This window comes from Aeromonas sp. 602200 (assembly GCF_049173895.1).
Taxonomy (GTDB): domain Bacteria; phylum Pseudomonadota; class Gammaproteobacteria; order Enterobacterales; family Aeromonadaceae; genus Aeromonas; species Aeromonas veronii_A.
In genome coordinates, this window is sequence record NZ_JAAKSL010000012.1 from 17950 (window position 1) to 30964 (window position 13015).

Below are 13015 nucleotides of genomic sequence, written 5' to 3' on the forward strand. Positions count from 1 at the left end.
GAAATAATATATGAGCAACTTGTATTGGATTTTATCTTCATTATACTGGTTACTTGGAGTGCATTTTTTTATGCACAACCCGGGAGGAGCAGGGCTATATCTACCCTTTAACGCATGGGGATGGGTGTTTGCCTCGCTGGCTATTGGATTAGGATTGTGGCAAGTGACGTTACGCCAGCGTCTGCTCTTTTCTCCATTACAAGCGGGCTTATGGATAGGGGCACTCTTGCTACTGCTGCCGATGTTCTATCCAGGTTTTGCACTCAGGGATTATGCCATTCCAAGATTATTGGGGCTTTTTGCTGGTCTGCTGTTTTTATTCGGGCTCTATCAATGGCGCTTCAATCGGTTGCAGCGTGATCGCTTGCTCTATATCGTCCTGATAGCGATCGCGATGGAGGCTTTGCTCGGTCTGATACAGTTCTATCTGTTGACACCCGGTAACTGGATTGGCTACGACACTAAAACCAATCGTCCTTACGGGATCTTTCAACAGCCAAACGTGATGGCAACCTTTATGGCAACTGGTCTTGCCCTTGCTATTTGGCTGGAATTACGCCGAGAGGGTGGTCGTTTTCTGATGGCTCTGCGCTATGGCGTCATTCTATCAGCAACACTGTTGCTGGTTGTTTTGCAATCCCGAGTGGGTCAACTTGGCGGTCTGCTAGCTCTGTTTTTATTGATACCGCAACTCCATCGCCATCGAGTGCTATGGCGTATGTTGGCGCTGGTTATTTTTGCGGTGGCCCTTGGCCTGCTATCACAGTACTGGATGGCAGGAGCAAAGCGCGGGTTGGAGATTTATCAATCTGGTGGTATGCGATCTATTTATTGGCCTTATGCAGCCAAGCTGATTGCCGAAGCACCATGGAGTGGTTGGGGATACGGCAGTTTTGAATCTGTTTTTCTCCATCACTACATGGCTGATAAGGCGCTGAATCCATCTATGGTGCAGATTGAGTACAATCTTGACCATCCCCACAACGAATTCCTTTATTGGGCTGTTGAGGGAGGGGTGGCTCCCATGGTTGGTATGGTGATTATGGGGGGCGCATTATTGTGGCGCCTGACGAAGGTGCGTTGGGTAAATGCCATGGCACTGCTTGCCCTGGTGACACCGATATTGCTCCATACTCAGACGGAATATCCCCTTTACCATGCAATCGTGTTGTGGTGGTTGTTGCTGACGCTGATCTATGTCGTTGACACCGAGATTGAAGAAACCCGTTTCGTGAGTTGCGGTAGCCCATCGTGGTTGGACATTGAGTATCGACCCTGGTTGTTGCTCCGATTTATGGCAATAGCTATCCCTCTATTGATTGTCCCATTTATGCTGACAGCCCTTCATACTGCCTGGGTCGTCACCAAATACGAGCGGGGAGGTTATAAGGAGCCGACGCTCTTGCTGGAGATTATCAATCCTATGGCATGGCTGACACGAGTTGAATTTGATGTGAACTCGGTTCGTCTGATGGTCGGTTTGCAGACAAACAACAAGGATGAACTGGAAGCTTATCTGGAGTGGGGGCAGGACTTCGTACTTCATACACCACGAGCTAATATATACGCCAATATGGTGACAGCACTTAACGCTCTGGGTCGCAAAGAGGCAGCCGATGCGATGCGTCTGGAAGCGCTCAGACTCTATCCTGCGGAACCTCTGCTGAGTGGCTCTGTAGCTATACCGGTGATCAGTGGTGTTGATCAATCGGCACAAAGTAATGCTCGCGCAAATTAGCGTAATTTAACAACCGGGTAAGATCGGTTATGTTAAAAAACAGATTGTTTATTTGTCTTTAGATATATGGGTTGATGTTGTAAGTTCATGATTTTTATGGATAAAAATTATGGCCTTTTAAGTCGTCGTTGCTGAGGAATTGCTTTGTGGCTTTTTTATTTCACCTTGCTTGATGGGTAACTGGGCGGGGGGGAGGGCATATCGGGTGTCACTATAAAGAGAATCTTCTGACTGCATGTAGTGGGATATTAATGAGCCCTGTAATATCTGAGATCATCATCTGTCAGATTGTATAGCAATCACAACTGAGCATTGATTTGTTATCACGCTTCGCGTCAAGAGAGTATGGTGAGTGAAAAATAAAAAAAAGGAGTGTAAATACAGAAAACGGTATGTTGTTATCAATTGTCCATGCTATTCTGACACGGTAATCCCTGTGACCGACTTTTTGTGAGGAAATAATGAACGAGTTTCTGAAAGTTCTGCTGAACATTCGCAGTCTGCGTGCGGCTGTTCGTGAGCTGCCGTTTGAGCAACTGCTGGAAGCTAAAGAGAAGTTTGACCTGGTTTACCAAGAGCGCGCCGATTCTGTTGAACAGGAGCGTGCTGAACAGGAAGAGCGTCAGCGCAAGCTGAATGAATTCACCGAAATGCTGCAGCAGGCTGGTATTGATCCTCGTGAGCTACTGGCGACTGCCGCTGCTCCGGCTGCTGCAACTGGCGCTGCCAAGAGCAAGCGAGCTCCGCGTCCGGCTAAATACAAGTACGAAGAAGATGGCCAGGAAAAAACCTGGACCGGTCAAGGCCGTATGCCGAAAGCCATTGCTGCTCAAGTCGCATTGGGTAAAGACCTGAACGATTTCCTGATCTAATTCGTCAGGTTCAGAGATTGAATAATGCCGCCCTCGGGCGGCATTATTTTTGCCGTTTTACTCGTGGTTATCCAACCAGTATTTCCACCTCATTGTTATCTGCATTCCTCGTTTGTATCCTTTCTCTCTCGCCTTACCCGCAGTTCCTTTACTCAATATCATTCGTTGTTTACGATTAATTTTGTCCTGTGGCTCACCAACGCGATATCGCTATTTGTATGCGTTGTGCTGATACGAGCTTCGGATATGTTTCTCACGATTCACGATTCACGATTCACGATTCACGATTCACGATTCACGGTGCGTCGTTCGGCAAGAGTAGAGCTCTCTGCTGATGGAATATCCGGTAATCGTTATCTCCGGTCAGGGGGCGTTAGGTATAGAGAGAGCCGCAAGGTATGGCCGGTATATTCAGGGTCGCCGATGCATGTAATTGGCTGCGCTGCCATGACTGCCCCTGATAATGGGCAATGAAGTTCGGCTGCAGTGTGGGAGAGGAAATTCTGTATGGTCTATGGCGATGATATTCCCCACTCTGTAGGCAGAGTGGGGGATAGCCAGGTGAAGCGCTATCGGGGCGTCACGCTATCGCTGCCACCCAGGGCGCGATAGATTTTGGCTGTGGTGGTGAGCTGCTCTTTTTGCTGTGCCAGCAGGCTCTGCTGGGCATCCCACAGTCGGTTCTGCTCATCAAGCCAAGCTTGCACGCCGGTCGCACCCGCCTGGAAGCGAGCCTTGGCCAGTCGTTCGGCCTCCCGGGCATAACTCAGCTGCTCCTGCAGATAATCGAGTCGCTGCTGGCCATAGTGGCGGGCGGCCAGATTGTCTTCCACTTCCACCAGTGCAGTGTAGAGCTGCTTGCGAAACTCGGTTTCGGCGATCTGGTAATCCAGCTCCGAGCTTTCAATGGCGAGCTGGGTGCGGTTGTATTCAAGGAAGGGGAGGGCAAGGCTGGCTCCCAGCGTACCGACCGGATTTTGCAGCACTTGCGCCAATCTATCGGATGCGGTGCTGGCGCTGCCGGTCAGGGTCAGGCTGGGGTAGAAGCTAGTGCGGATCTCATCCCCTTTAGCCAGCGTCTTGCGCAGCCTCAATTCGGCCGCTTTGACATCGGGGCGGCGGGCCAGCACATCGGCCGGAATACCCACCGCAAGTTCAGGAATGGCCTGCTTTGCAAGGGAAGCGGGTGCATACTCCAGCGGCCCGCTGCTGCGGCCCAGCAACAGACGCAGGGCATTGCGAGCCTGTTCCTGCTGCGCCTTGAGGGAGGCCAGCTCAGCCTGCTTGCCTGCCAGTTGCTGGCGTGCCTGCGCCAGATCGAGTCGGGTGATGGCGCCTGCCTGGTATTTGGTTTGGGTCAGCTGCTCGGTTCGCGTCAGGTTGGCCAGCTGCTGTTCTCCGAGTGCGATGGCAGAGCCGAGATAGCCGAGTTGCCAATACTGCTCCAGAGTATTGCCAATCAGCAGGAGTCGGGTGCTGGCGAGATCCTGCTCGCTTGCCGCCGCCTCCCAGCTTGCCTGATCTCGCACCGAGGCAAGCTTGCCCCACAAATCCACTTCGTAACTGAGGCTCAGCGAGGGGCCCAGACTGTTGGTGCCTTTGCCGGTTTTCAGATCCTTGTTGCCACTGGCTGCGATAGTGCCATTGACCGAGGGGGTGAGGTTGGTATCGGCCTGCTCGGCGCCCAGTCTGGCGCTTTTGAGCTTGAGGGCCGCCACATGCATGTCCGGGTTGGCGGCTAGAACCGCCTCGACCAGTTTGTCGAGTTGGGGATCATGAAATTCCCGCCACCAGAGGCCAGCCTGCGCAGCCAGTTGGGCGCCCTCTGCCTGTTGCCATGCAGGGGCGATCGCCAGCTCGGGTCTTTGATAGGTGCTGTGCTGACTACAGCCGCTGAGGGCCATAGAGAGAGCCAGCCAGGAGAGTTTGTGCATTGTTATTCCCTCGCCAGTGCGACAACAGGGTCGAGCCGCGCCGCATTGCGTGCCGGCAGGTAACCAAACAGGATCCCGATGAGTGACGAGCAGCCAAAGGCCATCAGGATGGAGAAGAGCGAGAACTGCATCTTGATGGAGTCCACCAGCAGTGCAAAGAGCGCACCAATGCCTAGCGAGAGGCCGACGCCGAAGATACCCCCCAGCAGGCTCACCATCACGGCTTCAATCAGGAATTGCTGCAAAATATCCGACTGGCGGGCGCCCACGGCCATGCGAATGCCGATCTCGCGGGTGCGCTCGACCACTGACACCAGCATGATGTTCATCACGCCCACCCCGCCGACGATCAGCGAGATCACCGCGATGGCCGAGACCATCAGGGTCATGGTGGCGGTGGTTTTCTCCACCGATTTGATGATGCTGTCGCTACTGAAGGTGAAGAAATCCTTCACCCCGTGACGCTTGGTGATCAACTCGATCACCGCCTGCTCGGCCAGTGCCGGTTGTACCCCGTCTTTGACCCGGATGGTGATCTGGCTGAAGTGGTGCTGCGAGATGAGGCGACTCATCACCGCGCTGTAGGGCAGCCAGATATTGACTGACTGGCTGGTGGGGCCAAAGCCGGTCTCCTGCGAAACCACCCCGACAATCCGCACCGGCAAGGTGCCGACCAGTACTACCTTGCCTACAGGATCCTCCTTGCCAAGCAGGCTGGTAATACTCTTTTTGTCCACCACGGCGACGGCGGCACGCTGCTGGATATCTTGCCACTCCAGTAAGCGACCACTGACCAGCGTCATCCCTTTCACCTTGAAATAATCGTTACCGACCCCGGTCACGTTGCCGCTGTTGGTCTTGTTGCGGTAGCGCAACTGGCCGGAGCTGCCGATCTCGGGGCTGGCGCCCGCAAGATAGGGTTGCCCCAACAGGGCATCGAGATCCCCCTTGTTGAGGGTCTGGATGCTGGCCATCTTCTCATCGCCCCATCCTTTACCCGGGAAGATTTCGATGGTGTTGGTGCCCATCGCATTGATCTGGTCGATCACCTTGGCGCGCGCCCCCTGACCAAGAGCGACCACGCTCACCACGGCGGCGATACCGATGATGATGCCGAGCATGGTGAGGAAGGTGCGCATCCGGTGGGCGAGCATGGCATGGATCGCCATCCGTCCCGCTTCCCGATAACGATCCCAGTCGTGGCCCTTGGCGCCTGTAGTGGGCTCTATTTTTTGAGGGGCTACAGCGGTGGCTGGAGCCAACACGGCCGTTTGGCAGGGGCCGCTATCTTGTTCAATCCGACCATCCTTGAGAGTGATGATCCGGTCGGCATGGCTGGCCACGTTCATATCGTGGGTGACCAGAATGATGGTATGGCCCTGAGCGTGCAGCTCCTTGAGGATCGCCATCACCTCCTTGCCGCTCTGGCTATCCAGTGCGCCGGTCGGTTCATCGGCGAGGATCACTTCGCCGCCATTGGCCAGCGCCCGGGCGATACTGACCCGCTGCTGCTGACCGCCGGAGAGTTGGCCAGGGGTATGGTGGCTGCGATCGGCCAGACCCAGTCTGCCCAGCAGCTGACGCGCGCGCGCCTGGCGATCCGGGCGACTGGTGCCGGCATAGACGGCGGGGATCTCCACGTTGGCGGCGGCATCGAGATGAGGCAGCAGGTGGTAACGCTGAAAGATAAAGCCGAAGTGGTGGCAGCGCAGCCGGGCCAGCGCCAGCGCATCCATGGTCGCGGTGTCCTGACCGCGAAACAGATACTGGCCGCTGCTCGGGCTATCGAGACAACCCAGCAGGTTCATCAGGGTCGACTTGCCGGAGCCGGACGCGCCGACAATGGCGATCATCTCTCCTGCCGTGATGGTGAGATCAAGAGGGTGGAGCACGGTGACTTCGCTGTCGCCGCTCTGGTAGCGTCGCTCGACCCCTTTCAGCTGGATCCACGGCAGCTGGTTCAGGGGCTCACTCATAGCATCACCGCCATCTCATCATTGTCGGCGGGGGCTCCGTGATTGAGCTGCACCTCCTCCTTCTCGCTCAGCCCGCTGATCACCTCAATGCGGATCTCATCCTTCATACCGGTCTTGATATGACGGGTTTCGGTCGTCTCATCTTCCTTGATCACGGTGACTTCATACTCGTTGTCACCCAACGACTTGCCGAGGGCGGTTTGCGGCACAGTGAGCACCTGCTTGCGCTCGCCGAGCACTATGGTCACCTGGGTGGTCATTGCGACCCGCAGGGTATGGTCGGGATTGGGCACATCGAACAGGGCGTAGTAGTAAACGGCCGCATTGCTGGTGGTGCCGGTGGTAGCCTGATCGTTGATGTTGGTGGGCGCTAACTCCACGGCGCGAAGCGTACCCTGATAGCGGGTATCCGGATCGCCGATCAGGGTGAAGTAGACCGGCATGCCGGCTTTGACCTTGGTGACATCAGCTTCGGAGATCTGCGCCTTGACCGTCATGGTCTCGAGGTTGGCCAGCTTGAGCACGGTCGGCACCGTCTGGCTGGCAGCCAGGGTCTGGCCCTGACGGGTCACAATGCTGATGACGGTGCCATCCATCGGTGCCAGGATCTTGGTGTAGCCCAGTTCGGTCTTGGCCCGATCAACTTTGATCAGGGCGTTGTCGATATTGGCCTGGCTGTTTTGCAGTTCGGCTCGGGTGACCGCCAACAGGGCCTCGGCACTCTCCAGATCGGCCCGTGAGCTCGCCTCCTGCTTGAACATCTGCTGCTGGCGCCGCCAGGCGAGCTCGTTCTGTTTGAGTTGAGCCTGCTTGATCTTGAGCTGGGCGCGGTTGCTGGCAAGCTCCGCCTCGGCCGTCTTGAGGTTGTTCTGGGCAATCAAGGGATCGATCTCTGCCAGCAGGTCTCCCTGCTTGACCTGATCACCTGCCTCGACGGCCAGCTTGGTGACTTGACCGGAGACCTGGGCCCCCACATCCACCTGCTCCACGGCCTGCAGCACACCACTGGCCAGTACAGTTTGGGCAATATCCTCGCGGGTCACCTGAGCGGTCAGCATCGCCTTGGGTGGTTGACTGGGCCAGAGCAGCCAGCCGAGGAGCACCACGGCGATCAGCATGGTGATGGCCAGGGTTCTCTGCTTGGGGGTTATGTTCATCGATCACCTGAATGGAAACGGAAAAGGTTGTGCGCGGCGATTATCCTGCAGCAAAGCCCTGATAAATAACAGCCGCAAATATGTAAGCAAAGTTATGGCGTTAACTGTCAATAAGCCGTGAAAGGAGTAAGCGAGAGACCGCAGTGGTGAGCAAGATGGTCAGCAAGAGGGGGGAGTGCGGCTGGCGGTGGCGATGAAAAAGCCCTGCGCAGAGGCAGGGCTTTGGAATAGGTGATGGCGAGGGAAGATCAGGCCTTGGCCAGCAGATCCATCACCCAGGGCAGACCCTGCTTCTTGCGGCTGACAAAGCCCGGGTGGTAGCTGGACTCTGCCGGTACTTTGGCGTGCTCGGTAAAGTAGATACGGCTGGCAGCCGCAGTCAGGTCAGTCACCATCAACACGAAGAAGTCGAGCCCTTCGCTCGCCACGCGCTGGGCCATCTCCTGCTGCAGGGCTGGCAGGTGCTCGGCCAGTTGCTGTTCGCTGCCCACTTCGATCTGGCTCATGATGAAGTTCAACCCTTCGGCTTGGAATGCCTTCTCATCCTGCTGCAGCAGTTGAGCTGGAGTCAGGCCGCTCAGGTCGGTTTTGGCCATCAGCAGCTGTTGGCCGAATTCGGCCAGCGATACTTCGGCCAGCGGTGCCAGACGCTCACAAGCGATCTTGTCCTGCTCGGTGGTGGTCGGCGAGGTGAGACAGAGGGTGTCGCTCATGATGGCGCCCAGCATCAGGCGAGCCTGGCTGCGGGTCACAGTGCCTTGCTGGCTCAGCAGATCGAAGGCGATGGTGCAGGTGCAGCCGACGGCACGGATCCAGGCATCCAGCGGAGACTGGGTGACCAGGGTACCGAGACGGTGGTGATCCACCAGACCCAGTACATTGGCTTGTGCCAGTGTGGCAGGACCCTGTTCCAGATCACTGAAATCCACCAGCCAGACATCTTCACCGGTCAGATCTTTGGTCAGCAACTCGGGTTCGCTGACGCCTGCCTGCTCCAGAATAAAACGGGTTTCGGTGCGCAGGTCACCCAGACGCCATGGGGTGGCCTGACGGCCCTGGCCATTGAGCCAATCGGTGATAACCAGCGCACTGCAGATACTGTCGCTATCAGGATTCTTGTGACCAAAAACGTGGATCATAGACAAAGCCTCACAATTGGATACCCATAAAGGGGGGCAACACTATGCGAAATCCGCCACATGAAGGCAACCGGATCCACTCCCATGTTGCTGCCAGCTTCGCCTAACTCGCCATTTTATTGATCTGGGTCGGTAATCCTGACGCGTGTTCGGTTCTCACAGTTGGCTATTGGCTATTGGCTATTGGCTATTGGCTATTGGCTATTGGCTATTGGCTATTGGCTATTGCTGACTGTGCAGGCTATGGCGCTCGCCTGTGCCTGCGAAGTCAGCATGTTCGGTCAGCCCTGTCAGTCGCCATCGCTGCAAATCGGCGTTTTGGCCTGATTCAACGGCGCAGCAGCTCGCGAGCATTGGCCAGGGTGTTGTCAGTGATCTGGTCGCCACCGAGCAGGCGTGCCAGCTCATTGAGACGGGCATTCTGGTCGAGCGCATCCATCCGGGTTTCGGTGGTTTTGCCATCGGTATGCTTGCTCACCACCATATGCTGGTGGCCGTTGCCTGCCACCTGAGGCAAGTGAGTGACCACCATCACCTGAGTGGACTCCCCGAGCTGGCGCAGCAGGCGACCTACCACGGCGGCCGTCGGGCCGCTGATCCCCACATCCACCTCATCGAAAATCAGGGTCGGAGTGGAGATCTTGCGGGCGCTGATCACCACGATGGCGAGGCTGATACGGGACAGCTCACCGCCGGATGCCACCTTGCCAAGCGGCTGGATCGGTTGGCCCGGGTTGGTGGTGACCATAAATTCCACCCGATCTATACCCAGCGGAGAGAGGCTGCTCTGGGCATCGGGGCGCACCTCGATGGCAAAACGGCCATCGGGCATCGCCAGTTCGTGCATGCTGCTGGTTACCTTGGCGCCCAGCTCCTGGGCGTAACGCTGACGGCTCTGACTCAGGGCCTCGGCGGCCTGGACAAAAGCCTGACGGGCTTCGGCCAGCTCATCTTCCATCCCCTCTAACCGCTCTTCGTCAGAGTTGAGGCGAGCGAGATCAGAGGCCAACTCCTGATGGTACTGAGCCAGATCTGCCGGTTTGACGTGGTGCTTGCGGGCCAGATTGATTGCTTTGGAGAGGCGGGCCTCCAGCTCGTTAAAACGTTCGGGATCCAGCTCCAGCCGATCGAGGTAGCTACGTAGTTCGCTGTGGCTCTCCTGCACCCCGATCAGGGCTTCATTCAGCATCTCCAGTACCGGGTTGAGGCGGCTGTCCATGCTGACCAGCCCCTCGGCCCGATCGACGGCCGATTGCAGCAGCCCTGCGATAGTGGTCTCTTCGTTGTCATAGAGCAGATCGAGGCAAGCCCCGCACTCCTGCATCAGCTCGGTGCCGTTGGCGAGACGCTGGTGCTCTTCTTCTATCTCTTCGAACTCCCCCGGTTGCAGGGCAAATTCGTCCAGCTCCTGCACCTGATACTCGATCAGTTGGCGACGGGCCTCCCGCTGCTGCTGCTCAGCTTTGAGCCGGTTCAGTTCGTTTTGTAGTTGGCGCCACTGTTGATAGTGCTGGCGCACCTCGTCGAGCAGCAGATGGTGACCGGCATAACCGTCGAGCAGGGCGAGCTGGTAGTCGGGTTTGAGCAGCATCTGGTGGGCATGCTGACCGTGTACGTTGACCAGCAGCTGGCCCAGATTCTTGAGTTGGGTGAGGGGGACGGGCACGCCGTTGATATAGCTGCGGGAGCGACCCTCGGCGGAGATGACTCGCCGGACGATACACTCACCTTCGTTTTCCAGCTCGTTGGTGGCTAGCCAGGCGCGGGCGGCCGGGTTGTTGTCGAGCAGGAAGCGGGCGCTGACCTCGCTTTTGTCGCTATCGGGTCGCACCATGCCGGCTTCTGCCCGCTCTCCGAGGCAGAGACCGAGAGCGTCGATGGCGATGGATTTACCGGCACCGGTCTCCCCTGTGATGCAGGTCATGCCCGGTTGCAGATCGAGTTCGAGAAACTTGACGATGGCGAAGTTGTTGACGGTCAGCTGGGTCAGCATGGTCTTATCCTGTATGGGTCAACATTACTGTGTATGCATCCAGTATATACTGGTATTATATACAGTAAAGAGGGCACCGTCATTTTTAGTACAGGAAAGGTGCGCCAGTGCGGTATGGTTATGAGAATGCGGTACTGACTATTGGCACGCGGTACGGATATGAGAGTGCAGGGGATGTTGCCACGACAGAAAAGAGAAGGGCGCCAATTCAGGCGCCCTCTCTGGCAATGCCGTTGTCGGTCAGCGCCGATTAAAACAGCTTGCTGCCCCAGCCGAGCTTGTTGCGCAGCACGTGGAAGTAGCTGTAGTCGAGTGGGTGAACCAGATGAAGTTGGTGGTGGCTCTTCTTGATGAGGATCTCGTCTCCCGGGTGGACCGCCAGGGTCACCTGACCGTCACAGCTGACCTGCATGGCATCGTCCTGATTGTCCGGTGAGACCAGCAACCGTACTTCGCTGTCGGCATCGAGCACGATGGGGCGACTGCTGAGGGTATGCGGGAACATGGGCACCAGCGTGATGGCGTTGAGCTTGGGGGTGAGGATGGCGCCACCTGCCGACAGGGAGTAGGCGGTGGAGCCCGTCGGGGTGGCCACTATGATGCCGTCCGAGCGCTGGCTATACATAAAGCTGCCATCGATATAGACCTCGAACTCGATCATGTGGGCGATCTTGCCCGGGTGCAGTACCGCCTCGTTGACCGCCAGATTGCTCGATTTGCGCTCGCCGTGGCGATAGACCGAGGCTTCCAGCAGGAAGCGGTGTTCGCTCTTGTAGTGACCGGAGAGCACCTGCTCCAGCGGCAGCAGGTAATCTTGTGGCGAGAGATCGGTCAGAAAGCCGAGGTTGCCCCGGTTGACCCCGATCACCGCCACATCGAAGCGCGACAGCACTCGCGCCGCCCCCAGCATGTTGCCGTCGCCGCCGACCACGATGGCGAGATCGGCCTGCTGGCCCAGTTGCACCAGATCCATCACGTTTTCATCGAGGATGCTCAGGGTCTGGGCGACCCGGCTCTCCACCAGAACCCGAAAGCCGCGGGCGGTCAGGTATTGATGCAGGCCGGTCAGCGTCTGGTTGGCCCCCTCATGGTGGGGTTTGCCAATCAGGGCGATGGTTTTGAACGGAGAATCCATAGTCAGTCAGATCTGGGATGGGTATTGCGGGCCAGTATACAGTGCTTTGCTCCGCTTGTGACGCTTTCCCGTGTGACGGGGGTGGCTATCCCCTTGAGGCAACTGGTTAAACGATGAGCGGTAACCCGGATAAACCGACGGTTGCGGCTATTCAGCAACCCTGATTGCCCTTTACCCCTTGAAAGCCGGGGATGCATCCCCATAATAGCGCCAACATAGTCGGTCTGTTGTCGTCCGGTCGCTCAACCAGACGTCAGGGCCCTCATAAGTAACCCCGGAATTGGAGATGTCATGAACCACGAAGAGCAAAAGGTTGAAGCGATGGAGCAAGTGGAAGCCCAGCCAGTCGAGCCGACCGATGTAGACAGTGAAGTGACAGCCGAGCAGGCCCGTATTGCCGAACTGGAAGCGCAGCTTGAAACCGCCATCCAAAAAGCAGCGGAAGAGCGTGAACGCGCCCTGCGTACCGCCGCCGAGATGGAGAACCTGCGCCGTCGTACCGAGCTGGATGTGGAGAAGGCGCACAAGTTTGCTCTGGAGAAGTTCGCCAACGAACTGCTGCCGGTGCTGGACAACCTTGAGCGAGCCATCGAACTGGCCGACAAGGAGAACGAAGCCCTCAAGCCGATGATCGAAGGTGTCGAGCTGACCCTGAAATCCATGCAGAGCGGCGTGGCCAAGTTTGGTCTGGTGGCGCTCGACCCGATCAACCAGCCGTTTGACCCCAATGCCCATCAGGCGATGAGCATGGTACCGAGTGCCGATGTGGCGCCGAACACCGTGATCGCAGTGATGCAGAAAGGCTATGACCTCAACGGTCGGGTGATCCGTCCGGCCATGGTGATGATCGCCAAAGCGGTCGACTGATTGGCTGTGGGTGCCCGAGCCCGCCCTGTGGCGGGCTTTTTGTTTCGCAGTGCAGCACCTGTTCATCTTGCCCGGTTTTACGGCTCAACGTGACCGCGCAACCATGACAAAGGGTGTGGTTTTTTAGGGTTGGGACTTGAAGCTGCGTCCGGCGACCCCATATAGGTAGCAAGGCCGCGGCGGCACAAAAAATTTGATGCCGGG

General features: G+C 57.1%; 9 protein-coding genes. 3 read left to right on the forward strand and 6 right to left on the reverse strand.

Translation table 11 applies throughout. From position 1 onward, the window contains the following. Positions 1-10 precede the first annotated feature (10 nt). Positions 11-1738 carry a Wzy polymerase domain-containing protein gene (locus G5221_RS14405; RefSeq protein ID WP_421263468.1) on the forward strand — a complete coding sequence of 576 codons (1728 nt, stop codon included), beginning with the start codon at positions 11-13 and terminating at the stop codon, positions 1736-1738. Between the two features lie 461 nt (positions 1739-2199). Further along, positions 2200-2610, forward strand: a complete 411-nt coding sequence (locus G5221_RS14410; RefSeq protein ID WP_216954269.1) for an H-NS family nucleoid-associated regulatory protein — start codon at positions 2200-2202, stop codon at positions 2608-2610. Between the two features lie 569 nt (positions 2611-3179). On the opposite strand, the gene G5221_RS14415 is transcribed toward G5221_RS14410, so the two are convergent. The 6 genes from G5221_RS14415 to nadK all read right to left on the reverse strand — a co-directional run bounded on the left by G5221_RS14415 (position 3180) and on the right by nadK (position 11944). Next, positions 3180-4544 (reverse strand): efflux transporter outer membrane subunit, encoded by a 1365-nt coding sequence (locus tag G5221_RS14415; protein ID WP_421263469.1) that lies wholly within the window; start codon positions 4542-4544, stop codon positions 3180-3182. A gap of 2 nt (positions 4545-4546) precedes the next feature. Continuing rightward, the gene (locus G5221_RS14420) at positions 4547-6520 is read right to left on the reverse strand and encodes a MacB family efflux pump subunit (protein WP_421263470.1); all 1974 of its coding nucleotides are present in this window, start codon (positions 6518-6520) and stop codon (positions 4547-4549) included. Continuing rightward, positions 6517-7677 carry a macrolide transporter subunit MacA gene (gene macA, locus G5221_RS14425; RefSeq protein ID WP_421263471.1) on the reverse strand — a complete coding sequence of 387 codons (1161 nt, stop codon included), beginning with the start codon at positions 7675-7677 and terminating at the stop codon, positions 6517-6519. The genes G5221_RS14420 and macA overlap by 4 nt, the downstream gene beginning before the upstream one ends. A gap of 248 nt (positions 7678-7925) precedes the next feature. Next, positions 7926-8816, reverse strand: coding sequence for a manganese-dependent inorganic pyrophosphatase (locus G5221_RS14430; RefSeq protein ID WP_040065992.1), 891 nt, complete (start codon positions 8814-8816; stop codon positions 7926-7928). A 328-nt stretch (positions 8817-9144) separates the two neighbouring features. Beyond that, a complete protein-coding gene (recN, locus tag G5221_RS14435) occupies positions 9145-10809 on the reverse strand; it encodes a DNA repair protein RecN (RefSeq protein ID WP_199416547.1) in 1665 nt (554 codons plus the stop codon). A 250-nt stretch (positions 10810-11059) separates the two neighbouring features. After that, positions 11060-11944, reverse strand: a complete 885-nt coding sequence (gene nadK / locus G5221_RS14440) for an NAD(+) kinase (protein WP_005338038.1) — start codon at positions 11942-11944, stop codon at positions 11060-11062. A 291-nt stretch (positions 11945-12235) separates the two neighbouring features. On the opposite strand from nadK, the gene grpE reads away from it, so the two are divergent. Next, positions 12236-12811, forward strand: a complete 576-nt coding sequence (gene grpE, locus G5221_RS14445; protein ID WP_005338036.1) for a nucleotide exchange factor GrpE — start codon at positions 12236-12238, stop codon at positions 12809-12811. The last annotated feature ends 204 nt before the right edge of the window (positions 12812-13015 follow it).

Bases quoted from the DNA above. Each gene is read 5' to 3' on its own strand.
- G5221_RS14410 (WP_216954269.1), top strand. From the start codon at position 2,200: ATGAACGAGTTTCTGAAAGTTCTGCTGAACATTCGCAGTCTGCGTGCG.
- G5221_RS14405 (WP_421263468.1), top strand. From the start codon at position 11: ATGAGCAACTTGTATTGGATTTTATCTTCATTATACTGGTTACTTGGA.
- nadK (WP_005338038.1), bottom strand. From the start codon at position 11,944: ATGGATTCTCCGTTCAAAACCATCGCCCTGATTGGCAAACCCCACCAT.
- macA (WP_421263471.1), bottom strand. From the start codon at position 7,677: ATGAACATAACCCCCAAGCAGAGAACCCTGGCCATCACCATGCTGATC.
- grpE (WP_005338036.1), top strand. From the start codon at position 12,236: ATGAACCACGAAGAGCAAAAGGTTGAAGCGATGGAGCAAGTGGAAGCC.
- G5221_RS14415 (WP_421263469.1), bottom strand. From the start codon at position 4,544: ATGCACAAACTCTCCTGGCTGGCTCTCTCTATGGCCCTCAGCGGCTGT.
- G5221_RS14430 (WP_040065992.1), bottom strand. From the start codon at position 8,816: ATGATCCACGTTTTTGGTCACAAGAATCCTGATAGCGACAGTATCTGC.
- recN (WP_199416547.1), bottom strand. From the start codon at position 10,809: ATGCTGACCCAGCTGACCGTCAACAACTTCGCCATCGTCAAGTTTCTC.
- G5221_RS14420 (WP_421263470.1), bottom strand. From the start codon at position 6,520: ATGAGTGAGCCCCTGAACCAGCTGCCGTGGATCCAGCTGAAAGGGGTC.